This window comes from Pandoraea thiooxydans (assembly GCF_001931675.1).
Lineage (GTDB): Bacteria > Pseudomonadota > Gammaproteobacteria > Burkholderiales > Burkholderiaceae > Pandoraea > Pandoraea thiooxydans.
Map to the genome: position 1 here is coordinate 1,989,601 of NZ_CP014839.1, position 25,415 is coordinate 2,015,015.

22 protein-coding genes are annotated in these 25,415 nt (G+C 64.5%); 14 read left to right on the top strand and 8 right to left on the bottom strand.

The window, feature by feature from the left end:
• Positions 1 to 380 precede the first annotated feature (380 nt).
• The gene (locus tag PATSB16_RS09185) at positions 381 to 893 is read left to right on the top strand and encodes a GNAT family N-acetyltransferase (protein ID WP_335645851.1); all 513 of its coding nucleotides are present in this window, start codon (positions 381 to 383) and stop codon (positions 891 to 893) included.
• A gap of 115 nt (positions 894 to 1,008) precedes the next feature.
• Here the strand turns inward: PATSB16_RS09185 and PATSB16_RS09190 are convergent, their stop codons facing one another.
• Positions 1,009 to 1,569 (bottom strand): outer membrane lipoprotein, encoded by a 561-nt coding sequence (locus PATSB16_RS09190; RefSeq protein ID WP_047213865.1) that lies wholly within the window; start codon positions 1,567 to 1,569, stop codon positions 1,009 to 1,011.
• 90 nt (positions 1,570 to 1,659) lie between these two features.
• Complete coding sequence (locus tag PATSB16_RS09195; RefSeq protein WP_047213866.1) at positions 1,660 to 1,947, bottom strand: hypothetical protein; 288 nt, start codon at positions 1,945 to 1,947, stop codon at positions 1,660 to 1,662.
• A 532-nt stretch (positions 1,948 to 2,479) separates the two neighbouring features.
• Here PATSB16_RS09195 and PATSB16_RS09200 point away from each other — a divergent pair.
• Complete coding sequence (locus PATSB16_RS09200; protein WP_062551264.1) at positions 2,480 to 3,748, top strand: glycosyltransferase family 2 protein; 1,269 nt, start codon at positions 2,480 to 2,482, stop codon at positions 3,746 to 3,748.
• A 135-nt stretch (positions 3,749 to 3,883) separates the two neighbouring features.
• Here PATSB16_RS09200 and PATSB16_RS09205 read toward each other — a convergent pair whose 3' ends face one another.
• Genes PATSB16_RS09205 through PATSB16_RS09215 form a run of 3 tightly spaced genes read right to left on the bottom strand, consistent with a single transcriptional unit; the run spans position 3,884 to position 6,012 of the window.
• Positions 3,884 to 4,840: a 5-oxoprolinase subunit C family protein gene (locus tag PATSB16_RS09205; protein ID WP_047213867.1), complete on the bottom strand. Its 957-nt coding sequence runs from the start codon at positions 4,838 to 4,840 to the stop codon at positions 3,884 to 3,886.
• The gene (gene pxpB / locus PATSB16_RS09210; RefSeq protein WP_047213868.1) at positions 4,837 to 5,556 is read right to left on the bottom strand and encodes a 5-oxoprolinase subunit PxpB; all 720 of its coding nucleotides are present in this window, start codon (positions 5,554 to 5,556) and stop codon (positions 4,837 to 4,839) included. The genes PATSB16_RS09205 and pxpB overlap by 4 nt, the downstream gene beginning before the upstream one ends.
• Before the next feature lie 21 nt (positions 5,557 to 5,577).
• Positions 5,578 to 6,012, bottom strand: a complete 435-nt coding sequence (locus PATSB16_RS09215; protein ID WP_047213869.1) for a VOC family protein — start codon at positions 6,010 to 6,012, stop codon at positions 5,578 to 5,580.
• 157 nt (positions 6,013 to 6,169) lie between these two features.
• Here PATSB16_RS09215 and PATSB16_RS09220 point away from each other — a divergent pair, with 157 nt between their 5' ends.
• Positions 6,170 to 7,051, top strand: coding sequence for a LysR family transcriptional regulator (locus PATSB16_RS09220; RefSeq protein WP_047213870.1), 882 nt, complete (start codon positions 6,170 to 6,172; stop codon positions 7,049 to 7,051).
• A gap of 33 nt (positions 7,052 to 7,084) precedes the next feature.
• Here the strand turns inward: PATSB16_RS09220 and PATSB16_RS09225 are convergent, their stop codons facing one another.
• Positions 7,085 to 7,975: a LysR substrate-binding domain-containing protein gene (locus PATSB16_RS09225; RefSeq protein WP_047213871.1), complete on the bottom strand. Its 891-nt coding sequence runs from the start codon at positions 7,973 to 7,975 to the stop codon at positions 7,085 to 7,087.
• A 163-nt stretch (positions 7,976 to 8,138) separates the two neighbouring features.
• On the opposite strand from PATSB16_RS09225, the gene PATSB16_RS09230 reads away from it, so the two are divergent.
• The 8 genes from PATSB16_RS09230 to PATSB16_RS09265 all read left to right on the top strand — a co-directional run bounded on the left by PATSB16_RS09230 (position 8,139) and on the right by PATSB16_RS09265 (position 15,238).
• Entirely contained in the window at positions 8,139 to 9,194 is a 1,056-nt protein-coding gene (locus PATSB16_RS09230; protein ID WP_047213872.1) for an ABC transporter substrate-binding protein, read from the top strand.
• A 90-nt stretch (positions 9,195 to 9,284) separates the two neighbouring features.
• Positions 9,285 to 10,340: an ABC transporter ATP-binding protein gene (locus tag PATSB16_RS09235; RefSeq protein WP_047213873.1), complete on the top strand. Its 1,056-nt coding sequence runs from the start codon at positions 9,285 to 9,287 to the stop codon at positions 10,338 to 10,340.
• Positions 10,337 to 11,209, top strand: coding sequence for an ABC transporter permease (locus PATSB16_RS09240; RefSeq protein ID WP_047213874.1), 873 nt, complete (start codon positions 10,337 to 10,339; stop codon positions 11,207 to 11,209). The genes PATSB16_RS09235 and PATSB16_RS09240 overlap by 4 nt, the downstream gene beginning before the upstream one ends.
• The gene (locus tag PATSB16_RS09245) at positions 11,206 to 12,009 is read left to right on the top strand and encodes an ABC transporter permease (RefSeq protein WP_047213875.1); all 804 of its coding nucleotides are present in this window, start codon (positions 11,206 to 11,208) and stop codon (positions 12,007 to 12,009) included. Before PATSB16_RS09240 ends, PATSB16_RS09245 begins: the two co-directional genes overlap by 4 nt.
• The gene (locus PATSB16_RS09250; protein ID WP_047213876.1) at positions 12,010 to 13,113 is read left to right on the top strand and encodes an NAD(P)/FAD-dependent oxidoreductase; all 1,104 of its coding nucleotides are present in this window, start codon (positions 12,010 to 12,012) and stop codon (positions 13,111 to 13,113) included.
• Positions 13,091 to 13,399, top strand: a complete 309-nt coding sequence (locus PATSB16_RS09255; protein ID WP_156884692.1) for a (2Fe-2S)-binding protein — start codon at positions 13,091 to 13,093, stop codon at positions 13,397 to 13,399. Before PATSB16_RS09250 ends, PATSB16_RS09255 begins: the two co-directional genes overlap by 23 nt.
• Positions 13,396 to 14,826 carry an NAD(P)/FAD-dependent oxidoreductase gene (locus PATSB16_RS09260; protein WP_047213877.1) on the top strand — a complete coding sequence of 477 codons (1,431 nt, stop codon included), beginning with the start codon at positions 13,396 to 13,398 and terminating at the stop codon, positions 14,824 to 14,826. Before PATSB16_RS09255 ends, PATSB16_RS09260 begins: the two co-directional genes overlap by 4 nt.
• 55 nt (positions 14,827 to 14,881) lie before the next feature.
• The gene (locus tag PATSB16_RS09265) at positions 14,882 to 15,238 is read left to right on the top strand and encodes a RidA family protein (protein WP_047213878.1); all 357 of its coding nucleotides are present in this window, start codon (positions 14,882 to 14,884) and stop codon (positions 15,236 to 15,238) included.
• A gap of 93 nt (positions 15,239 to 15,331) precedes the next feature.
• Here PATSB16_RS09265 and PATSB16_RS09270 read toward each other — a convergent pair whose 3' ends face one another.
• Both PATSB16_RS09270 and uvrA read right to left on the bottom strand, forming a co-directional pair.
• On the bottom strand, positions 15,332 to 15,787 hold the full coding sequence (locus tag PATSB16_RS09270; protein ID WP_047213879.1) for a universal stress protein: 456 nt from the start codon (positions 15,785 to 15,787) through the stop codon (positions 15,332 to 15,334).
• 373 nt (positions 15,788 to 16,160) lie between these two features.
• Positions 16,161 to 22,013 (bottom strand): excinuclease ABC subunit UvrA, encoded by a 5,853-nt coding sequence (gene uvrA / locus PATSB16_RS09275; RefSeq protein ID WP_047213880.1) that lies wholly within the window; start codon positions 22,011 to 22,013, stop codon positions 16,161 to 16,163.
• 256 nt (positions 22,014 to 22,269) lie between these two features.
• On the opposite strand from uvrA, the gene PATSB16_RS09280 reads away from it, so the two are divergent.
• From PATSB16_RS09280 to PATSB16_RS09290, 3 genes are all read left to right on the top strand, one after another.
• Complete coding sequence (locus PATSB16_RS09280) at positions 22,270 to 22,755, top strand: aminoacyl-tRNA deacylase (protein ID WP_047213881.1); 486 nt, start codon at positions 22,270 to 22,272, stop codon at positions 22,753 to 22,755.
• A 132-nt stretch (positions 22,756 to 22,887) separates the two neighbouring features.
• On the top strand, positions 22,888 to 23,346 hold the full coding sequence (locus PATSB16_RS09285; protein WP_047213882.1) for a MarR family winged helix-turn-helix transcriptional regulator: 459 nt from the start codon (positions 22,888 to 22,890) through the stop codon (positions 23,344 to 23,346).
• 13 nt (positions 23,347 to 23,359) lie between these two features.
• Positions 23,360 to 25,402, top strand: coding sequence for an FUSC family protein (locus PATSB16_RS09290; protein ID WP_047213883.1), 2,043 nt, complete (start codon positions 23,360 to 23,362; stop codon positions 25,400 to 25,402).
• Positions 25,403 to 25,415 lie beyond the last annotated feature (13 nt).

Consider the following 25,415-nt stretch of genomic DNA (forward strand, 5'->3'; position numbering starts at 1 on the left):
TGAAATTCCCGTGAAAGCAGGCGAGACGGACGGCGGCGGGGTGGGCGTGGGCCGAAGGAGGCCGCGACGTCCGCGGTACGATCTCGCCCGTCGATTGAACTGCGCCGCATCGCGACACTCAATGAACTATGCCGTGCTGGCGCGCACGAGCCGCGTGTCGGCGGCCGTGGGCGAGAAATCACGCACGGCCGCCGGCACGCTGCCTCGAGAGCGGCGCAAGCGGCCTGCTTCGGCACGTCAAATTCCCCAAAGCCCGACCGCTTCGGCTATGCTTTGGCCGGCAATCCGCGCTAACCATCGGTTTGGAAATGACATCGAAGATGTACGGGGTTCTATCCAGTTTTAAGCAATTTTTCCTTGGCGGCGTAAAAATCCGTCAATTGACGCCGGAAGATGCGGCAAGCTTTCGGTCACTTCGGCTGGCGGCGCTGCAGGAGACGCCCACGGCGTTCGGCTCGAGCTACGAGGAAGAAAAAGACTTTCCGCTCGCCGTGGTGCAGGATCGCCTCGCCGCCGGCCGCGATCACGCGGTATTTGGCGCGTTTGACAACAGCCAATTGATCGGAGTGGCCGGGCTCGGGCGCGAATCCATGCGCAAGCTGGCCCACAAAGGATTTATCTGGGGGATGTACGTGGCGCCGCAAGCACGCGGCCACGGTGTCGGCAGGGCACTGTTACAGGCGGCAATCGCCCGGGCCCGCGCCAACCCCGATATCTGCTATGTGAATGTCAGCGTCAACGCCGACAACGCCGGCGGCATGAAGCTCTACGAATCGGCCGGCTTCGTCAGCTACGGCCGCGAGCCTGAGGTGCTGGTGGTCGACGGCAAGTTCTACGATGAAGTCCGGATGGGACTTCAACTGCGGCAAGTCAGCTCGCTCCAGGGGAAGTAGGCGATCGCCACGGTTTTAGCCGCGTCGGCGGGGAGGGGAGAAGGTGGCGGGCGCACCCGACTGGACGCACCCGCGTGCTGCGGGCCGGCACCGGGGCCGGCGAACTCAGCCAATATCAATAGGGCACGACGGTGTTGTTGACCACCTGCACCCGGCTGCCGATCTGCACGTTATTGGGCGGCGATGCCTGTGTCACGGTCGCGATGCGCCCGTCGTTCAACCGCACCCGGATGCGGTACAGGACATTGTTGGCGCCCATCTGCTGCTCGACCTGATTGCCGGCCAGCGCCCCGATCAGCGCGCCGCCAATAGTGGCCGCCGTTCTGCCGCGGCCGCCGCCGATCTGGTTGCCAAGCAGCCCACCCGCGGCGCCGCCGACCACCGTACCCAGCACATTGGGGCCATTATTGGGTGTCGGCACGGTGTCGATCGATTCGACGCGCCCGTATAGAACGCCATTGGCTTGGGCCTGCGACTGATAGTCAGGTGACTGGTAGCCCGGCGGCGGGTAGCTCGGCGGCGGCTGATAAGCCGGCGCCTGGTAGGTCGGCTGCTGATAGGCCGGTTGCTGATAGGCCGGTTGGCCGCCGTAACCATAATTCGGCGGTACCGCACACCCCGACAGAACAAGCGCCACTGCAACCGCAGCGGCGCCAAGATATGTTGTTTTTCTCATCAACTATCTCCGGATCGAGAAAATATAAATTATATAAAATCCGTGATTTACTGAAAATATTTAAAGTTATTGATTAAAAATAACGTCGACTCAATCATCATCGTCGTCTTCGTGGTGCCGCCAGCCCCGATGCCAGCCGTTGTCGTGCCAGCGATGGCGCCAATCATCGTCGCGCCGGTAACCACCCCAATACACCACCGGGCCCGGCGCGTAGACCGGAGGCGGCTCATAGACCGGCGTTTGATAAACCACGGGAGGTGCCTCGTAGACGGGGCCCGGCACACCAAAATAAAGGCCGAGGTCGACATGGGCCGATGCCGCGCCAGACAAACAAAAGGCCGCGGCTCCAACTCCCAGCATAATGGCGATGCGTCGCATAATCCACTCCTTGACAGGGTACCCGGCTCGCCGTTTGGTCAATTCTCGCTTATTCGATGTTGCACGGCGGCCGACAGTTCAAATCGTAAGAGCGAATGCCTGTTGCCGGTGCAACTGCCGCGTCAATTCTGTAACCATCTGTAAGACGCACGTGGCCGCAGTTTCTTGCGATCGGCTGGTGGGGTGGGCGAGTCATCCGCCGCTCAGGCACCGGTGAGCGCAACCGCCGCGGGTCTCTCCTGTCTCCGATCGGTTCAAGCACGTTACCGCCCCTGCTCCGTGGCGCACCCGGAAAGCACGAAGACCGCCCTGAGGCACCCAACCGACTCTTGCCAATCCGATCCGACGAACAGTAGCGGAAAATCGCCAGCACTTCCAGCTTATCGTCATGGCGGAAAACGTTTGTATATCTAAAAAATATATCATTATTCGTAGTCCATATTTAATTGTTCTTAATTAGTACTATTATTATTAAAAAATCAATGAAACGGACGGGGATGGCCATTGCCAATCAATAGATTTCTTCTAGCCCATGGAAAACCACCCGGCCAGCATTTTTTGTCTCGCGCTTCTGACACTGTTTTCCGCTCGGCTGGTTTGCATTTCTGCGCTGATCGCTTCCATCCGGGCAAAGCTTATTGTCAACAGACGAACGTCGAAAAGGCGGGCTGTGCGTGACAGCGCATGGCCCAGCGTTTCCGTTGTGGTGCCCGCCTTTAACGAAGAAAAAGTCGTAGCGGCAACGGTCCACTCCTTGCTGAAGACTCACTATCCACGGCTGGAAATCCTTGTGGTAGATGACGGATCGAGCGACCGCACCAGTGACATCGTGGACGCTATCGCCGCAGACCACGACTGCGTAAGACTGGTGACATTGCATCAGAACGTTGGCAAGGCAAGGGCGCTGAACGCCGGCGTTCGGGCCGCTCGTTCCGAATGCATCGTAACGGTCGACGCGGACACCGTTGTCGCAGCCGATTTTCTGCAAAAGATCATGAGACCGATCGTTCTCGGTCATGCGGACGCCGTGGCAGGCAACGTTAAGGTAGGAAACCGTCAATGTCTCAAGTGCGTGTTTCAAAGTATCGAATACACGTGCACGTTGAGTACCATCAAAACTTTCCAAAGCCACTGTAACGCCATCACCACGCTGCCAGGCGTCGGGAGTGCCTTCAAAAAATCCGCGCTTATCTCAGCCGGTGGCTTTACGCCAAGGACCAGGGCAGAAGATACCGACCTGTCGCTCGAGCTCGCCCGATCGAACCTCCGGCGAGTCTATCAACCACTTGCGGTCGTCTACACGGAAGCGCCGATCACCTGGCGCTCGCTGTTTCGTCAGCGGGTGCGCTGGATCTACGGGAATATGCAATGTACGGCTCTGCATCTGGGACAGCTAAGGGCACGCAATGCAATGTCGCTGCTGGGATTGCCTCTGTTCATATTTGACAACTTCCTGGCGATACCTCTGAAATTTCTGTTTGTTGTTTTTCCGCTTTTCTTCATACGGGACGCCATTTTTTCACGCTTGCTGATTTTCTATGGAGCTTGCGTAGCATTGGACTGGATCGGCGTCGCGCTGATCTACTGGCACGTGAAGGAGAGAAAAATCGAGATTCTTCACGTGCCGTTGAAGTGGTGCATGTGGCCGATTTTCATGATGGCGCCTTACGTGGTGGCGCTATGGCACTTCGTGGGGCGTCGCGGGGTCGGCTGGAACAAACTGGAGCGTTCCGCGCAAGTCGCTCGCAAGGTTAACTCTCTTACGGCCCGGGCAACACTTGACGTCGATGACAACCGTTAGATAAGACCGCGAGGATCGGTGGCTGGCCGCAGTTCGAAGACCGGTGGGTGGTTTTCATGGAATTCTGGGCGCACTTATATTACGCATAATATATATTATGTTAAATAAACATTGCGCAGCCGTTCGAGTTCCCGCTCATTGCTCACCCGCCGCCGCAAACGCCGCTTCCTGCAGCAGCATCAATCGTTGCGCTTCAGCGAGATCGATCAGCTGGAACCGCACCGTCTCTCCGGGCATTCTCTGCGCCAGCCGCGGTAGATCGACCGCGCAAACGTGCGCGATCCTGGGATAGCCTCCGGTCGTCTGCCGATCGGCCATCAGAACGATCGGCTGACCGTCGGGCGGCACCTGGACGGTGCCGAAGCCGACCGCCTCGGAGATCATTTCCCGCGCCGCGCCAAGTTGGAGCGCCGGGCCTGCCAGGCGGTAGCCCATCCGATCCGATTGCGGATCGATGCGAAACGGCTCGCCGACCAGGGTGCGTTGCGCTTTCGCGGAAAACATCGCCCACTCGCGTCCGGCCATCGCGCGCAATGGCGCATCGGGCGCGCCCAGCACCGCAGGCGGCAAGACCGGCAGCGCCGCTGCGCGCGCGCCTTTGCCGGTGCGCGGCAAAGTTGGCGACGCGTCGTTCAGCGCAATCACGTCGCCCCGGCGCAGCGGCTCGCCGCGCAGTCCGCCGTAGCCGCCCCGCACATACGTACTGGCGCTGCCCATCACCCGCGTCAGCCCGAAGCCGCCGTGCACCGCCAGATAAGCACGCACGCCGCTGCGCCGTCTTCCGAATGCAAGCACCGCGCCGGCGGCAACCGGCACCGGCTGGCACATCGGGATCGGCTTATCGTCGAGGCTGGGCTGAAGATCCGCGCCGCAAATGACGATCGTCGCCGGCGCGTGCCAACGCAGCGTCGGGCCCATCAGCGTCACTTCAAGGGTTGCCTCGGTCGACGCGTTGCCGGCCAGCAGGTTCGCCAGCCGGTGCGAGCGCTCGTCCATCGCGCCGTTGACCGGCACGCCAAGATGCTGATAGCCGGCGCGGCCGAGATCCTGAAAAGTCGTCAGCATGCCCGGTTTGATCACTTCGATGCTCATGGCGCCCCACCCTGACCCGCCTGCATTGCCGCGAATTCATCCGGCTCGATCGGCACAAAACGCACGCGGTCGCCCGGGCGCAGCAAACACGGCTGCGAGCCACGCCGCGCATCGAACAGCGGCAGCGGCGTGCGGCCGATCAAATGCCAGCCGCCGGGCAGATTCATCGGATAGATCACCGTTTGACGGTTCGCCAGGCCCAGCGAGCCGGCCGGCACGACGGTGCGCGGCGTGGTCCGGCGCGGCGGCGCCAGGCGCGCATCGAAACGGCCGATATAAGGATGGCCCGGCGCGAAACCGAGCATCAACACCTCGACCGGTTCCGCGCAATGCAGCTCGATCAACTGCGCCGGCCGCAGATCGCACAAGGCGGCAACCGTCTCGAGATCCGGCCCGCAATCACCGCCATAGCACACGGGCAGATCGATAACCCGTGCGTCACTGGCCGCCGGCAGCGGCAGATCGGCAAGCACCGACTGCAGGATTTTCGTCAATGCCAGATGCGGCGGCACGGCGCCGGACGACGGCACGCGATGCGGCTGGTAATGCACGCCGACCGTATGCAACGCCGGCACCACGTCGGTCACGCCAGCCGGCGCGGCGGCTTCGATGCACGCGGCCGCTGCGCGCGCGAAGCGATTCGCTGCAAACGGATCGGATGCATCGAATTCGACGATCAGGCATCGATCGCCGGACGGCACGATAACCGGCATCATGGCGCTGCCGCGTCGTATTCCCTATTTCGCGAACAGCGAAGCCATATCGGCGAATGCCTTGATCTCGACGGCATTGCCCGACGGATCGAGAAAGAACATCGTCGCCTGCTCACCCACCTCCCCTTTGAAGCGGATATGCGGTTCGATAATGAATTTGACCCCGGCCTGCGTCAGCTTGTCGGCCATCGCCTGCCATTGCGGCATCGTCAGGACCACGCCAAAGTGGCGTACCGGCACGGCATCGCCGTCGACCGCGCTGGTCTGGCGGTGCCCTGCCTCCTCGGGCGCGAGATGCGCGACGATTTGATGGCCATAGAAGTTGAAATCCACCCATTCAGGCGCGCTGCGCCCCTCGGGGCATCCCAGCAATTCGCCGTAGAACGCCCGCGCCGCGGCAATGCTGTGCACCGGAAAGGCCAGATGGAAAGGGGGGATGGTCGCGCTGTTTTGGCTCATGTCTTGGCAACTCGAAGTGGGGATGAAAACGGCCCGGTCGATCCGCCATGCGCTTGCCCGGCGCGATCGACGCTACCAGAACCATTATATGCATGACGAAAATTGCTTAAAAGCGATATATTTTTGATCTTACAATCATTTTTTTTGATGAATCGTCATGCTGCGCGAACTCAAGACATTCATGGCCGTCGCCGAACACGGCACATTCGCCGCCGCCGGCGCGCACATCGGGCTGACGCAATCGGCCGTCAGCGCCCAGATACAGCGGCTGGAGGAAGAACTGGGCATTGCATTGTTCGACCGTACCGGCCGCTCTGCGCGGCTCAACAGCGATGGCCGCCAGACGCTGGCGCTGGCCGGCGAATTGATGACGCTCTATGCGCGGCTGGGCCGACACGGTGATGCCGCCGAAAAAAGCGGCATGCTGCGCGTGGGGGCGATCGCCTCGGCACAAGTGTCGTTTCTGGCCAGCGCGATCGAAACATTCCGGCAGCGGCTGCCGGGTTGGCGCCTGCGTATCGTGCCCGGGGTGTCGCTGAACCTGCTGAGCCAGGTCGATGCGGGAGAAATCGATATCGCCGTGCTGATTCGGCCGCCATTCGCGCTGCCCACCGAATTGAAATGGCGTCCGCTGGTCAGGGAGCCATTTGTACTGCTGGTGCCCGAGGCGGTTGCCGGACAACCGTGGCGCGCCCTGCTCAAGCACGCGCCGTTCATTCGCTACGACCGCAGCTCCTTCGGCGGCAGGCTGGTCGAGCGCTTTCTGCGGCGCGCGCGCTTGAATGTGCAGGACGTTGTCGAACTCGACGAACTGCAGGCTATCGTGCAACTCGTCGCGCGCGGTGTGGGCGTGGCGCTCGTGCCCAGGGCGGCCGGACTCGGCGCGTGGCCGGCAGGGGTATGCGCGCTGGATCTGGGCGACGCCGCCTTTCACCGTGAAATCGGCCTGATCGAGCGTCCCCGGCAAAGCCCGGATCATGCGGCGCACCAGTTCGCCGACGAGGTCAGCCGCGCGGCCGAGGCACTGCTTCGGCCATAGGCCGCAACCCGAGCGCCCCGGGCTCCCCGCCCCCTACCCCGACACCACTTCCGTCAAGCGATCTCTCGCATAATCGACGAACGCGCTCGCGAGCCGCGACAGCGGCCATTGGTTCGACACCACGAGTGAGTATTCCGAACAAATCTCCGGAATAAACGGTTTGACCACCACGCGCCCGGCGGCATAACGCGCCGTGATCGGATCGATGAGCGCGACGCCGGCGCCATGCTGCACCAGGACGCACAGCGTCGCCGACAACTGCGATTCCGAGGTGATGACGCGATCGACGCGCCGGGCGGCGAACTCCCGATCGATCGCCACCCGGCCGTCGAACTCCTTGGGAAAGGAGACGAACGACTCGCCGTGCAAATCCTCGGGCGTAATCACCGCGCGCTCGGCCAGCCGGTGGCCCAGCGGCAGCACGCAGCGCATCGGCGCCTTCACGATGAGTTCGACATGCGCTCCAGGGTGCGTCAGCGGATGAGCAATGAAACCCACGTCACAACGCCGGCCAACCACCAAATCGACGACCGTTCTCGAACTGTGGATCAGCAGCGTGGTGTCGATGCCGGGGTGCTCGCGCAAAAAACCGGTCAGCGTGGTCGGCAAAAATTCCAGCGCGACGGCGGGCGCACCCGCGATGTGCAGCGAGCCGCGCCGCAGCGACTTGATCTGCTCGGCGGTCTGCGCAATGCGCTCCATGCCGGCAAACGAGCGTTCGACTTCCTCGAACAGCGCCAGCCCCTCGGGCGTCGGATGCAACCGGCCATTGGCGCGATCGAACAGCGGGAAACCCACATCGGCCTCCAGGTCGTTGATCAGGCGCGTGACCGCCGGCTGGGAGATGTGAAGCATCTGCGCGGCACGCGTCACGGTTTGCCGCAACATCAGTGCATGAAAGGCTTCCAGTTGCCGTATTTTCATGGGGAGTCGTTGGATTCGCTGTATAACATTTGCGTATGAACGACGCAAAAAATGTGATTTGACTTCATCTTTCCTGACGACGATTATTCGAAAAATCAAGCCGATAGTAAAGAAAAAAACGTTGTCGCCCCTATAACATGCTTGTAGCCAGGAGGTTGTAAAAATGAGTTTATCCCCTGTATTGCGTCAGTTCGGACTCGCGGCCGCGATGGCCGCCGTCGTATCGGTGGGCGTCTCGAACGCCCATGCCACCACCACGCTGTACGTCGGCGCCTATGGCGGGTCGTTTGAGCAAATGCTGAGAAAAGACGTCATTCCCCCATTCGAAAAAAGCAATGGGGACGTGAAGGTTGTCACCGTGCCGGGCGACTCCACCACGACGCTGGCCAAACTCGAGGCACAAAAAGGCAAGGCCGGCATCGACGTGGCCTTCCTCGACGACGGCCCGATGTACCAGGCGATTCAATTGGGCCTGTGCGGCAAGCTGACCGACGCGCCCGTCTACAAGGATCTCTACGATATCGCCCGCTTCAAGGGCGACCGTGCCGTGGCGGTCGGTTTGATCGCCACCGGCATCGCCTACAACACGCATCTTTTCAAACAAAAGGGCTGGGCGCCGCCGACTTCCTGGAAGGACTTGGCGGATCCGAAATACAAGGGGTTGCTGGTGATGCCGAGCATCATCAACACGTATGGACTGCACGCGCTGTTGATGGAGGCCAAGCTCAACGGCGGCAGTGAAACGAACATCGGCCCGGGCTTCGCGGTCATGAAAAAATCGGTCGCTCCGAACGTGCTGTCGTTCGATCCCTCGCCGGGAAAAATCGCCCAGATGTTCGGGGATGACGAAATCGCGCTGGCGGTGTGGGGCAACGGTCGCGTGCAGGCGTTGCGAGACCAGGGACTGCCGGTCAAGTTCGTATATCCGAAGGAAGGCGCCGTCGCGCTGGGCATGGGGGTGTGCGTCGTGGCGAGTTCGGCGCACAATGCGCTGGCCCAGAAGTTCGTGCAATACATCCTGTCGCCGCACGTGCAAGCGATCCTGGCTCAAAGCCAGGGCGTCGGGCCGTCGAACCGCAACACCAAGTTGCCGCCCGCGGTGGCTGCCGAGGTACCGAGCCCCGACGAAATCAGCAAGCTCGTGCGCGTCAACTGGGACGTCGTCAACCAGCATCGGAACGCCTGGACGCAGCGCTGGAACCGAGAAATCGAACAATAAGACCGAATCGCGCGCCATTTGAATCCGGCCTTCCGGGCAACCGCCAGATGCCGGATTCGCCCAGTCTGTCTGTCGTCCAGCAAGAGCACCATGACACCCTATCTACACCTTGAAAAACTCGGCAAGCGCTTCGGGCCAACGATTGCCGTCGACTCGATCGACCTGACGGTCGCCCAGGGAGAATTCGTATCCCTGCTGGGACCGTCCGGTTGCGGGAAAACCACCACCCTGCAAATGATCGCCGGCTTCACCGAGCCGAGCGCTGGCCGTGTGCTGCTGCAAGGCCGCGATCTGACGCCGATTGCCCCGGAGCAGCGCGGGCTGGGCATCGTATTCCAGAGCTATGCGCTGTTTCCCCACATGACGGTGGCGCAGAACGTCGCCTTTGGCCTGGAGATGCGCCGCGTGGGCGCCGCCGAGCGCCGGCGCCGGGTGCAGGACGCGCTGGAACTGGTGCACCTGGGCCAACATGCCGGGCGCTACCCGCGCGAACTCTCGGGTGGGCAGCGTCAGCGCGTCGCGCTGGCGCGCGCGCTGGTAATCGCCCCGCCGCTGCTGCTGCTCGACGAGCCGCTCTCGAATCTGGACGCCAAGCTGCGCGAAGAGATGCAGGGCGAGCTGCGCGCGATTCAGCGCAAAGTCGGCACGACCACCATCATGGTCACCCACGATCAGGCCGAGGCATTGGCCATCAGCGATCGTATCGTACTGCTCAATCAGGGCCGCATCGTGCGTATCGATACGCCGCACACGGCTTACGAAGACCCGCGTCACACCTTTGCGGCGCATTTCATCGGACACACGAATCTGATCAGCGGGCAAATCGAGTCGCGAGCGTCCGGCATCGTGCTGAGGGCCAATGGCAACTGCTTCAATTTGCCGCCCGGCACCGCCAGTCGCGATGGCGCGACCTTCTCTTTGCGCCCGGAACGCATTCGCGTGGTTGCAAGCGGCACCGGCCGCCTCGGCGGCAGCATCGAGCAGCGGATGTTCCATGGCAATCACTGGGTGCTGACCGTCCGAACCGGACTGGGCACGCTGCAGGTGTTTCTGCTCAACGACGGCATCCCCACTGCCAGCGAAGGTGACACGGTCGACCTGGACTGGAGCGACGATGCCCTGCGCCCGGTGGAGGAAAACGCATGAATCGCAATCGCGCGCATCATGGCCTGGCGTTGACGCTCCCCGCGGCGCTCTACTTCATCCTGCTGCTGGCGGTGCCTCTGGCGCTGACGTTCGTGCTGAGCCTGCGGGGGTTCAATCTCGACGTGGGCGGCATTGTGAATACCACGTCGGTGCGCAACTACGTCGCAGTCCTGAGCGACCCCTACTACTACACGATTTTCCTGCGCACGCTGGTGCTCTCGGTGGCGGTCACGCTGCTGTGCGTTCTGGTCGGGGTTCCCGAGGCGTATTTTCTGTTTCGCATGCGCGATCCATGGCGCTCGCTGTGCCTGGTGGCGGTGCTCGGGCCGCTGCTGGTGTCGGTGGTCGTGCGCACGCTCGGCTGGTCGATTCTGCTGGGCCGCACGGGGCCGATCAATGCGCTGCTGCTCAAGCTCGGGCTCATCGCGCATCCGGCCCAGATGCTCTTCACGCTCGGTGCCGTCATCGTCGTCATGGTGCACGTGCTCGTGCCGCTCATGGTGCTGTCGGTCTGGACTTCGCTGACGCGCCTTGATCCGGCCGTGGGCCACGCGGCGCGCTCGCTGGGCGCCGGGCGAGCCACCGTCATGTGGCGGGTGGTATTGCCGCAGATCGCACCAGGCATTCTCTCCGGCAGCCTGATTGTGTTCGCCCTGACCGCCAGCGCGTTCGCCACCCCGGCGCTCATCGGCGGGCGGCGGCTCAAGGTGGTAGCCACCACCGCCTACGACGAGTTTCTCGGCACCCTCAACTGGCCTCGCGGCGCCGCCATCGCGGTCATTCTGCTGGTGGCCAACTTCGTCATCATCGCCGGTTATAACCGCGTGGTCGAGCGACGCGTCACACGCCGGCTCGGAGGTGTGTCATGAAACATCACGATCGCAACGGCGCAGGCGCCCTGCTGTTCCATGGCCTGTTTCTCGCGTTCATTCTGGCGCCGCTGGTGGTTGTGTGCCTGTCGGCCTTTACCCCCGACGATTTCCTGACGATTCCAACCCGCCATTTCTCGCTGCGCTGGTTTATCGCGCTGTGGCACAGCGACGATTTCAACTCGGCGTTCAAGACCAGCCTGTGGCTGGGCGTGCTGGCGGCCACGATCAGCTCGGCACTCGCACTGCCCACCGCGTTGGGGCTGGTGCGCTATCGCTTTGCGGGTCGCGACGCTATCAATGCCTTCGTGCTCTCGCCGCTGATGATTCCGCCGGTGGTGCTCGGCATCGCCTTCCTGCGGTTCTTCACGCTCGTCAATATCAGCGGTTCGTTCGCGAGTCTGGTGGCCTGCCACGTGCTGCTGATATTTCCGTATGCGCTGCGCCTGATCATGGCCGCGCTCACCGGCATGGCCGGCGACGCCGAGCAGGCGGCGCGTTCGCTGGGCGCCGGACGCTGGACCACCTTTCGGCGTGTCACCCTGCCGATGATTTTGCCTGGCCTGGTGGGTGGCTGGGTCCTGGCATTCATCAGCAGCTTCGACGAACTCACCGCCACCATCTTCGTTGCCGCGCCGGCCACCATCACCTTGCCGGTGCGCATCTACATGAACATGAGCGAAACCGTCGATCCGACGGTGGCGGCCGTCTCCACCGTGCTCATCGCGCTGGTTCTGGTGGTGATGGTGTTCCTTGACCGCATCTACGGCTTGAACAAAGTGTTAGTGGGAAGTCATTAAATGCAAAAAACTTTCGATATCGCCGTGGTCGGCGGCGGCCTGGTCGGCATGGCCATCGCCTTTGGGTTGGCCAAACGGGGCAAGAGAGTCGTCGTATGCGACGGCGAGGACAATGCGCTGCGCGCCGCGCGCGGCAATTTCGGGCTGGTGTGGGTACAAGGCAAAGGCGCCAACTGCGTCAACTATGCCCGCTGGTCGCTGCATTCGGCCGATGCGTGGCAGGGATTTGCCGACGAGTTACTCGCGCGCAGCGGTGTCTCGATCGGCTTTTGCCGCCCGGGGGGCTTCAATATCGCGCAGTCCCGGGAGGAGCTCGCGAGCAAGGCCGAAGCGATGCAGCGCCTCCATCTCGCCGAGCCGCGCCTGAAGTTCGAAGTGCTGGAGAGCAAAGAGCTGGCACAAAGGCTGCCGGCCGTCGGTCCGCACGCCGCCGGTGCCATCTATTCTCCCAATGACGGGCACGTCAGCCCGCTCTATACGCTGCGGGCCCTGTTCGCGGCCTACGAGCGGGTCGGCGGCGAGTATGCGCCGAACGCCAACGTCACTGAAATCAACCCGACCAGCGGCTCGTTTCGCCTGCGCGTGGCCAATGGCCACACGCTCGAGGCGGGCCGCGTCGTGCTGGCCGCCGGACTCGGCAACCGCACGCTGGCGCCGCAAGTCGGCCTGCGTGCGCCGGTCAAGCCGTTGCGCGGCCAGATTCTGGTAACCGAGCGGGTCCGCCCGTTTCTGGCCCATCCGACCATCTATGTGCGGCAAACGGTCGAGGGCTCGGTGCTGGTGGGCGATTCGGCCGAGGACGTGGGTTTCAACGACGGCGTCACGCCGGACGTGTTGGCCGACATCGCGCGGCGCGCCATCGCACCGTTTCCGCTGCTCGAGCACGTGCGGGTGGTGCGCGCCTGGGGCGCCCTGCGGGTGATGACGCCCGATGGCCTGCCGATCTATGAAGAATCGGCCAGCCACCCCGGCGCCTATCTGGCGACCTGCCACAGCGGCGTGACTTTGGCGGCCGCGCATTGCGACACCGTCGCGCCATGGATTCTCGGGGGCGATCGCCCCGCTCTTCTGGACACTTTCTATGCCAACCGATTTGCTGTTTAAGACGCTGCCTCTTGCGCAGCAGACAACTGTGCGGATCTATATCGATGAACAAATGCACGAGGTGCCCGGCACCCTGAGCGTGGCAGCCGCCCTGCTGGCCGCTGGGCATCTTGCCTGCCGCACCACGCCGGTCGGCGACAACGAGCGTGCACCTTTTTGCATGATGGGCGTGTGCTTCGACTGCCTGCTCGAAATCGATGGCGTGCCGAATCGCCAAGGCTGCATGACATTGGTGCGCGACGGCATGCAGGTGCGGCGCATGCAAGGCGCAAGGAGCATCGCATGACAGAAAAACAAGTCGACCTGCTCGTCATTGGCGCCGGCCCGGCCGGCATGGCCACCGCGCTCGAAGCCCACCGGCGCGGTGTCGATACGCTGGTGCTCGATGAAAATCCGTATCCCGGCGGCCAGATCTACCGCAACGTCAGTCACTCGCCGCTGGCAAACCCCGGCGTGCTCGGCCCCGATTACCTTCGCGGCCGAGCGCTGGTCGACGCGTTCACGCGCAGCGGCATCACCTACTGGCCGCAAACGCTGGCCTGGCAGATCACGCCGGACAAGCGGGCGAGCGTCACCCGCCAGGGCCCCGATGGCGGCACGCTGCAAATCGCCGCGCGCGCCATCGCCCTGACCGGCGGTGCGCAGGAACGGCCCTTCCCGGTGCCGGGATGGACGCTGCCGGGTGTCATGGGCGTTGGTGCCGCGCAAACGCTCCTGAAGGCCGCCGCGCTGGCGCCGAGCGCGCCCGCGGTGCTGGCCGGCTGCGGGCCGCTGCTGTATCTGTTCGCCTGGCAATTGCTGCAGGCCGGCATCGAGATTCGCGCGCTGCTCGACACGACCGCTCCCGGCACTTACCGCACCGCCCTGCCGCATCTGCCCGGCGCCTTGCGCGCGCCGGCCTATCTCGCCAAGGGATGGAAAATGCTGCGTGCGATTCGGCATGCCGGCGTCGAGCACGTCAAGCACGTGCAAAGCCTCGCACTACGCGGCACGCATCGGGTCGAGGCGGTCGAATACGAGGCCGCAGGCCGCATGCACCGCCTGACGACGCCGCTGGTGCTGCTGCATCAGGGTGTGATTCCGAACACGCAGATCACGCGTTCGGTCGGCTGCGACCACGTCTGGGACGAAGCGCAGCTATGCTGGCGCCCGCAGCTCGACGTCTGGGGCGAAACCAGTGTCGCGGACATTTTCGTGGCCGGTGACGGCGGCGGCATCGCCGGCGCGCTGGCAGCCGAAGTCTCCGGTCGGCTCGTCGGACTCCAGCTTGCGCATCGCCTGGTCGGGCTCGATTCGGCCGAGCGCGATGCGGCAGCCTCCGGGCCGCGCGCCGAACTCGCCCGGCATCTGGCCATTCGCCCCTTGCTCGATGCGCTCTATCGCCCCGCCGACCCATTCCGCCGCCCGCCCGCGGACGACACCATCGTCTGCCGCTGCGAGGAAGTCACGGCCGGCGACATCCGCGCCATGGCGAAGCTGGGCTGTGTTGGTCCGAACCAGACCAAGTCGTTCTCGCGTTGCGGCATGGGCCCTTGCCAGGGGCGGTTTTGCGGCCTCACGGTCGCTGAACTGCTGGCCCAGGCGCACGGCACAACCGTGCCGCAAGCCGGCTACTACCGCATCCGACCGCCCATCAAGCCGATTACGCTGGGCGAAGTCGCCATGGCCGTGCCGGCCGATGGCGGCATCGAACGCGCCAGTTTTCCCAAGTGAGCAGTTTGCCCGGTGAAATGAATCCTCAATTTCCTCAACTTCGACAGGAACCCTCGTGAATCACATTCAACGCATTCATCCAAGCACCCGCATGAGCCGCGTGGTGGTCTATAACGGCATGGTCTTCATTGGCGGCCAGACCGCTGGCGACCCCACGCAGGACGTCGCGGGTCAAACGCGCCAGGCGTTGGCGAAGATCGATGGCTATCTGGCCGATGCCGGCATCGACAAGACAAGGCTATTGAGCGCGCAAATCTGGCTCAAGGACATCGCGGCCGATTTCGCCGGCATGAACGAAGTATGGGATGCATGGGTGGCGCCTGAATGCGCGCCCGCCCGAGCCACTGTACAGGCCAGTCTGGCACGTCCGGAACTGCTGGTCGAGATTTCGGTAACCGCCGCCGCGCTATGAGGCGGCAGGGTCCTGGCGCCGAAAATTGCCGTGCGCATTGGCCGGCTGGCCGGCCGTGCGGCATGGCACTCGCCATGCAACGCGCCAAGACCTTCAGGACTGCTCGGAATCGGCCCCCACCGACACCAGCAAACTGCACGAGACCCGGTCGAGCAGCATTGCGCTCTCCGAGCCGCCGGCCCACCAGCGGGCCAGCGTGCCGCGTGTCTGGTGCCCGACCACGATCAGATCGGCATTGAGCTTTTCCGCCAGACGCGGGATTTCCTCGATCGGGCGGCCGTGCGCCAGATGCCCGGTCGCACTTACGCCGCGCGAGGTCAGCCACTGCACGCCTTCTTCCAGGATCTCCCGCGTGGTCGTTTCGATCGCGCTGCAAGTCACGTCGGCCATGATGCCGCCGCTTTGCGCGACGTTCGAGATAATGTCGACCACCGCCAGCACATGCGTCTCGGCCTTCAGGTCGAGTGCCAGATTAGCGCCGCAGCGCAAAGCCTTGCGGCCTTCGCGCGAACCGTCGTAGCACAGCAAAATACGGTTGTAGGCTGCCATATCGATCTCCTGCGAATTTTTCCTACCCCACTCTAGCGTCACGGCCGCGCCGTCGCCATAGTGGCTTTTACCGAGAGACCGCCGCCCCGATCCGGCCAACCGGGACCAGACGGCGCGGCCGGCCGGCGGCCTTCCCTTATTAACAGCTTAGACGGTTTTGGCAAAAACTTAGTAAAACCAATCACCTGTACCGATCACGGTTCCTGCGGCGTAGCGGCGCCAAAGAACACACGGCGGACAAGCCCGTCCACCGTGGCCGGCAGCAAGATGCAGCGGCAATATCTTTCGATGGGCTATCGACCACGAACAGGAGCACTGGCCACCGGCCGTTGCCCGCGCCGCAAATCGTGCGGCGCGGCAGCCGACAGCGCGGTTAGCCGAGCGCTTCCGTTCTTGCCCGGGGCATGGAGGCACGCCCCAGCACCGGCCGCAACGCCGCGCCGGTATGACTGTCGCGCACTCGCAGCAAGTCCTCCGGCGTGCCTGCGGCGACGATCGTGCCGCCGCCCACCCCGCCCTCCGGGCCCAGATCGATCACCCAGTCGGCCTCGGCGATCACGTCGAGATCGTGCTCGATGACCACCACGCTATGGCCACCGTCGGCCAGCCGGTGCAGCACGCGAATCAGCTTGGCCACATCCGCCATGTGCAGCCCGACGGTCGGCTCGTCGAGCACATACAGCGTGTGCGGCGGCTTCTGGCCGCGTCGCGTGAGATCGTCGCGCACCTTGCTCAGCTCGGTCACCAACTTAATGCGTTGCGCCTCGCCGCCCGACAGTGTCGGCGACGGCTGGCCGAGCGTCAGGTAGCCCAGGCCGACGTCCTTCATCAGTTGCAGCGGATGGGCGATGTTGGTGATCGGGGCGAAAAACTCGACGGCTTCGTCGATTTCCATGGTCAGCACATCGCCGATGTTCTTGCCGTGCCAGGTCACCGCGAGCGTTTCGGGGTTGAAGCGCTGGCCGTGGCACACGTCGCACGGCACCTTCACGTCGGGCAGAAAACTCATGCCGATGGTGCGCACGCCCTGCCCCTCGCAGGCGGGACAGCGCCCGGCGCCGGTATTGAATGAAAAGCGCGAAGCGGTATGGCCGCGCGCACGCGCCTCCAGCGTGCCTTCGAACAGCTTGCGAATCGCGTCCCACACGCCGATATAGGTGGCCGGGCACGAGCGCGGGGTCTTGCCGATCGGCGTCTGGTCGACTTCGAGCACCCGGTCGATCGCTTCCCAGCCGGTCACGGCATCGCAGCCCTGCCACTGGTGGGTGACCGCCAGCGGCGCACGCGCACGATGCCCGTCGGTGTCCGGCTGCTGGGCTGCGGCGGCCTTGCGCGCGCGCCGCGTGGCGGGCGAAGACAATACGGAGCGACCGACCGCGTCGAGCAGATTCGTCATCAGCACGTCGCGCGCCAGGGTCGACTTGCCCGACCCGCTCACCCCCGTGACCACCACCAGGCGCGACAACGGAATATTCACCGTCAGCTCGCGCAAATTGTGGAGCCTGGCGCCGTGCACGCTCAGCCATTGTGCCGGCTCCGGCGGCGCGCCGCTACTGGCCGGCACCACCGCGCGGCGCTCCTGTAGCGGGTGCACGATCGGGTGAGCGAGAAACTGTCCGGTCAGCGAAGCGGCCTGCTTTGCCAGGTCGGCCACGCCGCCCTGCGCGACCAGCGTGCCGCCGCGCTTGCCGGCCCCCGGCCCGATATCGATGATGTGATCGGCCCGGCGAATCGTGTCTTCGTCGTGCTCGACCACCACCAGCGTATTGCCCTTCTCGCCGAGCTTGCGCAGCGCGTCGAGCAATATTCGATTGTCGCGCGGATGCAGGCCGATGGTCGGCTCGTCGAGCACGTAGCAAACGCCCTGCAAATTGCTGCCCAGTTGCGCGGCCAGACGGATGCGTTGGGCCTCGCCGCCAGACAGGCTTGGCGCGGCGCGATCGAGGCTCAGATAACCCAGCCCGACCTCTTCGAGAAACGCCAGCCGGCTGCCGATTTCGCTGACCACGTCGCGCGCGATGTCGGCCTCGCGGCCGACCAGTCGCAATGACTCGATCCAGCGGCGCGTATCGCTCACCGTCCATTGCGCGACGTCGACGATCGGATGTCCGTCGAAAGTGACCGCGCGCGCCGCCGGATTCAGGCGCGTGCCTGCGCAATCCGGGCACGGTTCGTCGCCCATGCCCTCCGGCTCCTGTTCCTCGGAGGGCAGGCTTTGTTCACGGCCCCGGCCGTCCTCGGCCAGCAGCGTGTCGTCGTAGGCCTTGCGTTGCTCGCGCGTGAGCGCCAGACCCGTGCCGACGCAACTGGTGCACCAGCCGTGCTTGCTGTTGTACGAGAACATGCGCGGATCGAGTTCCGGGTAACTGGTGCCGCACACCGGGCAGGCGCGCTTGATCGACAACACCTTGACCTGGCCGATGCCGGCGCTCGAACGCCCGGCGCGCATGGCATCGCCCAGGCCGTCGAGCGGCACGAGCAAATGCATGACGCCCTTGCCCACTTCGAGGGTTTCATCGAGCAGGCGGCGCAATTCCGCCTCGCGGTCGGCCAGAATCACCAGATCGGCCACCGGCAGCTCGATCGTGTGCTCACGAAAGCGATCGAGCTTGGGCCACGGCGCCACCGGCACGAATTCGCCGTCCACGCGCAAATGGGTGTGTCCACGCGCCCGCGCCCACTTCGCCAGGTCGGTATATAGCCCCTTGCGATTGACCACCAGCGGTGCGAGCAGGCCGACGTGCTCGCCGCGGTGCTCGCGCAGCAACTGCGCGGCGATCGATTCCACGCTTTGCGCGGTAACCGGCGTGCCGTCGTGAATGCAATGCTGCAGCCCGAGCTTCACATATAGCAGCCGCAGGAAGTGCCAGACTTCCGAGGTGGTCGCGACGGTACTCTTGCGCCCGCCGCGCGACAGGCGCTGCTCGATCGCCACGGTCGGCGGGATGCCATAGACGGCATCGACCTCGGGGCGGCCGGCCGGCTGCACGATCGAGCGCGCATACGCGTTGAGCGACTCGAGATAGCGGCGCTGACCTTCGTGAAAAAGAATATCGAACGCGAGCGTCGATTTGCCCGACCCCGACACACCCGTGATCACGTTGAACTTGCCGTGCGGAATGTCGACGTCGAGCGACTTCAGGTTGTGTTCGCGCGCATTGACGATGCGCACCACATCCTCGCCCTCGACCGCACGGCGTGCGCGCGACGCGCGCAGTGCCGTTTGCAGCGGGATGCCGGCCGCGTCCGCATGCGACGGGTTGGCCAGCGCGGCCAGCGCGCGTTCGTATTGCAACAGGGCCTGTCCGGTATGTGATTCGGCACACTGCTGCACCGTGTGCGGCGTGCCGGCGCACAGCACGCGGCCGCCGCCGTCGCCGCCTTCCGGGCCCAGGTCGATCAGCCAGTCGGCAGCGCGAATCACGTCGAGGTTGTGTTCGATAACGATCAGCGAATGACCGTTCGCGAGCAGTTTGCCGAACGCGCGCATCAGTTTGGCGATGTCGTCGAAATGCAGTCCGGTGGTAGGCTCATCGAACATGAACAGCCGCGCCGAAGGCGTCGACGCAGTGCCGCGCGCACCGCGCGTATTGGCGGTCTCGGCCAGAAATCCCGCGAGCTTGAGCCGCTGCGCCTCGCCGCCCGAGAGGGTCGGCACCGGTTGGCCGAGCTTCACATATTCGAGTCCGACGTCGACGATCGGCTGCAGCACGCGCAGCACCTGCGCATCGTCGGCAAAAAAACCGGCCGCCTCGCTGACCGTCAGATCCAGCACGTCCGCGATGCTCAGCGCGCGCGCCGGCACGCCGCGCTCGATTTTCACTTCAAGCACTTCAGGCCGGTAGCGGCGCCCGTCGCAATCAGGGCAGCGCAAATACACATCGCTCAGAAACTGCATCTCGACGTGCTCGAAGCCGGAGCCGCCGCACGTCGGGCAGCGGCCATCTCCGGAATTGAAGCTGAAGGTGCCGGCGGTGTAGCCGCGCTGCACCGCCATCGGCGATTTGGCGAACAGCTTGCGAATCTCGTCGAACGCGCCCACATAACTCGCCGGATTCGAGCGCGTGGTCTTGCCGATCGGCGACTGGTCGACAAATACCACGTCACCGAGCAAGTCGGCGCCGGTCACGCGCCGGTAGGCGCCCGGCGCCTCGGTAGCCAAACCGAAATGGCGCGCCAATGCCGGATACAACACGTCCTGCACCAGGGTCGATTTGCCCGAGCCCGAGACCCCGGTCACGCACACCAGGCGGCGCAGCGGAATCTCTACGGTGACGTCCTGCAGATTGTGTTCGCTGGCCCCCTCGAGCACCAGGCGCGGCGTGCTCGCCTCGACCGGGCGGCGCATCCACGTCAGATCGGTAACCTGACGCCGCCCGACCAGGTATTCGCCGGTCAGCGTGCCGCTGCGCCGGATCTGCTCAGGCGTGCCGTCATAAATGATCGTGCCGCCACGCTCCCCGGGCCCCGGGCCCATGTCGATCAGGCGATCGGCCGCGAGCATCACCGACGGATCGTGCTCGACCACCACCAGCGTATTGCCGGCGTCGCGCAGCCGATGCATCGCCTCGACGATTCGGTTCAGATCACGCGGATGCAGCCCGATGCTCGGCTCGTCGAGCACGAACAGTGTCTTGGTCAGCGAGGTGCCCAGCGCCGTGGTCAGATTGATGCGCTGTACTTCGCCGCCCGACAGCGTACGGCTTTGGCGGTCCAGCGTCAGGTAACCGAGTCCCACGTCGCACAGGTATTTCAGGCGCGTGCGCACCTCGGCGAGCAGCAGTTTCAGGGCGTCGTCGAGCATCGCGCTGGGCAGAACGATATCGTCGAAGAAGCGCCGGATCCGCTCGATCGGCAGCAGCATCAGGTCATGCACTGTCAGGCCCGGCAATGCCTCGAGCTGCTCGCGGCGCCACTCGACGCCATACGGCATGAAGCGCTGCGCCGGCGCCAGCACCGCGTCGGCGTTGGCCTTGGTGCCCAGGCGCCAAAGCAGCGACTCGGTCTTCAGGCGCGCGCCGCCGCAGGTCTGGCACGGCGTGTAGCTGCGATATTTCGACAGCAGCACACGAATGTGCATCTTGTAGGCCTTCGACTCCAGGTAACCGAAGAAGCGCCGGACGCCATACCACTGCTTCTGCCACTTGCCATGCCAGTCCGGCGCGCCGTCGATGACCCAGGCGCGCTCGGACGCAGACAGGTCGGCCCACGGCGTATCGCAGCGTACGTCGGCTTTTGCCGCATGGCGCAGCAAATCGTCCTGGCACTCCTTCCAGGCGGGCGTCTGCATCGGCTTGACCGCGCCGCCGCGCAGCGTCTTGCGCTCGTCGGGAATCACCAGCCCCAGGTCGACCCCGATCACGCGGCCAAAACCGCGGCACGTGTCACATGCGCCGTAAGCCGAGTTGAATGAAAACAGCGCCGGCTGCGGATCGGCATAGCGCAGATCGCTGTCGGGGTTGTGCAGGCCAGTGGAAAAGCGCCAGACCTCCGGCGCGGCATCGGCCGCATCGGCAGCCGGCAGCACGTAGACATTGACCCGCCCGCCGCCGCGCTTGAGCGAGGCCTCGATCGCCTCGAGCACACGCGCGCGCTCTGCCTGCTGGACGCGAAAGCGGTCGGCCACCACATCGAGCAGCTTGCGCGGACCATTGGCGCCCACCACCTCGCGCTGCGCCTGCACGCGCGTATAGCCACTGAGCGAGAGCCACTGCTCGACCTCCTCGGCCGAGGCCGATTCGGGCAACTCCACCGGAAAGGTCACCACCAGCCGCGGATCGTCGCGCTCGGTGCGAGCTCGCAGTTCGGCATAGATCGTCTCGGGCGTGTCGTGCCGCACCGGCTGTGCGGTCTTGCGGTCGAACAGCTCCGCCGCGCGCGCATAAAGCAGCTTCAGGTGATCGTTGAGCTCGGTCATGGTGCCGACCGTCGAGCGCGAGCTGCGCACCGGGTTGGTCTGGTCGATCGCGATGGCCGGCGGCACGCCGTCGACCCGGTCGACCTGGGGCCGGTCCATCCGGTCGAGAAATTGCCGCGCATAGGCGCTGAAGGTCTCCACATAGCGGCGCTGACCCTCGGCATAAAGCGTGTCGAACACCAGGCTCGACTTGCCCGAGCCCGATGGGCCCGTGACCACCGTCATTTCACCGGTCTGCAAATCGAGATCGATATTCTTGAGGTTGTGCTGCCGAGCGCCGCGAATGCGGATTTTTCCAGTCGATGACAATTTATTCGATCCTCACAAGGCATTGAGCCGATGCTGTTGGCCCGATAAGCCGCGCGGCGCCGCGACGCTCACTCATGCATCGGCAATTCGCCGCGGCAATTAGCTGCCGCAAAATAGGAATATTCTACTGTACATCTATACAGCCTTGCAGGGGTCATCTCATTTACGTCGCGTTCGCCTGTCAATCGCGGCGAGAACGCCCTATGCTGGAAAGCCAGGGAGTCCGCAGGGCTCCCGTTCTCCTGAGGAGGCCCCCATGTCGATCGCCACCACTCTAGAGGACTGCCTGCGCAAAAAAGGCAGCGAATACGACGTCGTACAGCACCGCCACACCCACAATAGCGCCGAAACCGCCGAAGCCGCGCATATTCCCGGCGACCGTCTCGCCAAGACGGTACTCCTGGAAGACGAACGCGGTTACGTCGCCGCGGTGCTGCCCGCCACGCACCGTCTGCAGTTGGCAAAACTGTGGGCCCAGACCGGACGGCGGCTGGTACTTGCCAGGGAGACCGATCTCCCGGCGCTGTTCAAGGATTGCGATGTCGGCGCCATTCCGCCGGTGTGCGCCGCCTACGGATTGCCGACCTACGTCGACCAAAGCCTCGCCGGCCAGGCCGACGTCTACTTCGAGGCCGGTGACCACGAAGCGCTGATTCACATGCGCACCCAGCAATTCATGGATCTCATGGAGCAAGCCGAAACCGCCCGGTTTTCGCGCCGCCGCCCGGCATACCGGCACTGACCGGTGCACGGTCAACGGCTCTGGCAGCCGTTGGCCCCCCTCCCCCTTGGCATGAAGCGCGATAACCCAAAATATCAATGTCGCTTAAATAATTAGGTTGCTATCTAATTATTAACATGTTAATTTATTGTCATGTCAAATCTCACCTCACTTCATCTGGCCTTGACCAGTGCCCTTATGGCAGCCGGGCGGCAATGGCGGCAAATCTCCGAGGCGATCACTACGCCATCGGGCATCTCCGGCGCCTGCACCGCACCGCTGATTTTCATTGGCCGGCTGGGCGAAGGGGTGCGCCAAAACGTGCTGGCCGAGCAGATCGGCATCGAAGGCCCATCGCTGGTGCGCCTGCTCGACCAGATGTGCCGCGCCGGCTTGATTCGCCGGGAGGTCGACCCGGCCGACCGGCGAGCCAACATGCTCTGGTACACCGACGCCGGCAGAGCGTTGGCCGAAAAAATCGAGGCGGACCTCATCCAATTGCGGGCCTCCGTGTTCCGCGACATCAGCAAGGAAGACGTCGAGGCCACCTTGCGTGTGTTGGCCGCCATTGGAGACGCAGCCCACGCGGTCAGCGCCCCGGCCCGGCCGTGAGCGAGGTGCTGCCATGAACCACTGGCCTTCGGCGCGGGACTGGCTGTTTTCGCTCAAAGCCTTCGTTGCCGCGATGCTGGCGCTTTATCTCGCGATGGCGGCCGGCTTGCCACGCCCGTATTGGGCGATGTCGGCCGTCTATATCGTCTCGCATCCGCTGACCGGCGCTACCCGCTCGAAAGCGCTGTATCGCGTGCTGGGCACCCTGCTGGGCGCTACCGCGGCAATCGCTTTCGTGCCGCTTTTCGACGACGCGCCAGTGCTGTTGTCGGCTGTCGTGGCGCTCTGGACCGGCTCGCTGCTCTACATTTCCCTGCTGCACCGCACGCCGCGCAGCTACGTGTTCATGCTCGCCGCCTATACGCTGCCGTTGATCGCCCTGCCCGCTGTCGATCAGCCGCAGGCCGTGTTCGACATCGCCGTGGCGCGCAGCGAGGAAATCATGCTTGGCATCATCTGCGCCAGTGTCGTCGGGGCGATTGTCTTTCCGGGCCGCATCGCGCCGGTGATCCATGCTCGCACGCAAGCCTGGCTGCGCGACGCCGCTGCCTGGGCGGCCGACACGCTGGCGCCCGGCAGTGCCGCCCAGCATCCTGGCACCCGGCACCGGCTGGCGTCCGACATCCTGGCACTCGACCAACTCATCAGCCAGCTTTCGTACGATCCGGAAACAGCCGACATGGTGCGCCATGCGCGCGAACTGCGCGCCCGCATGTCGATGCTGTTGCCGGTGCTGTCCTCGCTCACGGCGGTGCTCGGTACGCTGCGCGGCCAGGGGCACGCGATGCCGCACGACCTCGAACAGCTCACTGGCGAGATCGCCGGCTGGGTGCGCACGATGTCGGCCGATGCCGGCGCGGCCCAGCGCTTTCGCGAGCGGCTCGAGCGCGGCGACGCCCCGGCTGGCGACGCGCTCGACTGGGGCGGCGCGCTCGCCGCCAATGCCCGCTGGCGGCTGGGCGCGCTGGTCGACCTGTGGCTCGACTGTCTGACCCTACATGCGCGCCTGGCCGGCGAGGCGTCGGGCGAGCCCTGGGCTCCCGCTTATCGGCGCCGCGAGATTTCGCGCGGGGCGCGTCACCTGGATTACGGCATGACGCTGTTCTCGGCGTTCTCCGCCAGTCTGGCAACCTTCTGCGGCTGCCTGGTCTGGATCGCCACCGGCTGGGCCGACGGCGGTGCGGCCGTCACGCTGGGCGCGATCGCCAGCTGCTTTTTTGCCGCGCAGGACGAACCGGCGCCGATGGTGCTGTCGTTTGCCGTATGGACCGCCGTGTGCATCGTCGTCGCGGCCATCTATCTGTTCGCGATTCTGCCGCTCTCGCACGGTTTTGTAACGCTGGCCATGCTGCTGGCCGTGCCGTTTCTGCTCGCCGGCACGTTGATCGCGCAACCGCGCTTCAACATGATCGCCATGCTGCTGACCGTCAACACCGCGACCTTCATCGGCCTGCAGGGCGCCTACCAGGCCGACTTCACGGCGTTCCTCAACGGCAATCTGGCGGGCGTCGCGGGCGTGCTGGTCGCGCTGGGCTGGACCTTGCTGACGCGGCCGTTCGGCACCGAACTGGCGTTGCGCCGTCTGGTGCATGCGAGCTGGCGCGACCTGGCCGACACCGCCGCCGGCCATGCCGTCACCGATCATGCACGGCTTACCGCCCGCATGCTCGATCGGCTCGGTCAATTGATCCCGCGCTTGGCGGCAAGCGGCAACGACACCGTCACCGACGGCTTCAAGGAATTGCGCGTCGGCTTCAGCACGCTCGAGTTGCAGCGCGAAGAACTCGACCTGTCGGGCACCACCCGCGATGCCATCCAGGCGGTACTCGATGCGCTTGCCGATTACTACCGGCGCTGTCTGGCCGAGCGCACGCACCGGGCCCCGCAGGCCGACCTGCAGCACCGCATCGACGCGGCCATCGCGCGCACCGTCACGCGTCGCAGCGCGGCGGCGCGCATCGCACTCAACGCATTGGTCGAATTGCGGGTGGCCTTGCTGCCCACCGCGACGCCCCTGCGCGTGCCGAACGCGCCGGGTGCGGCCGGCGGCGGTTGATTTTTAACGTTTT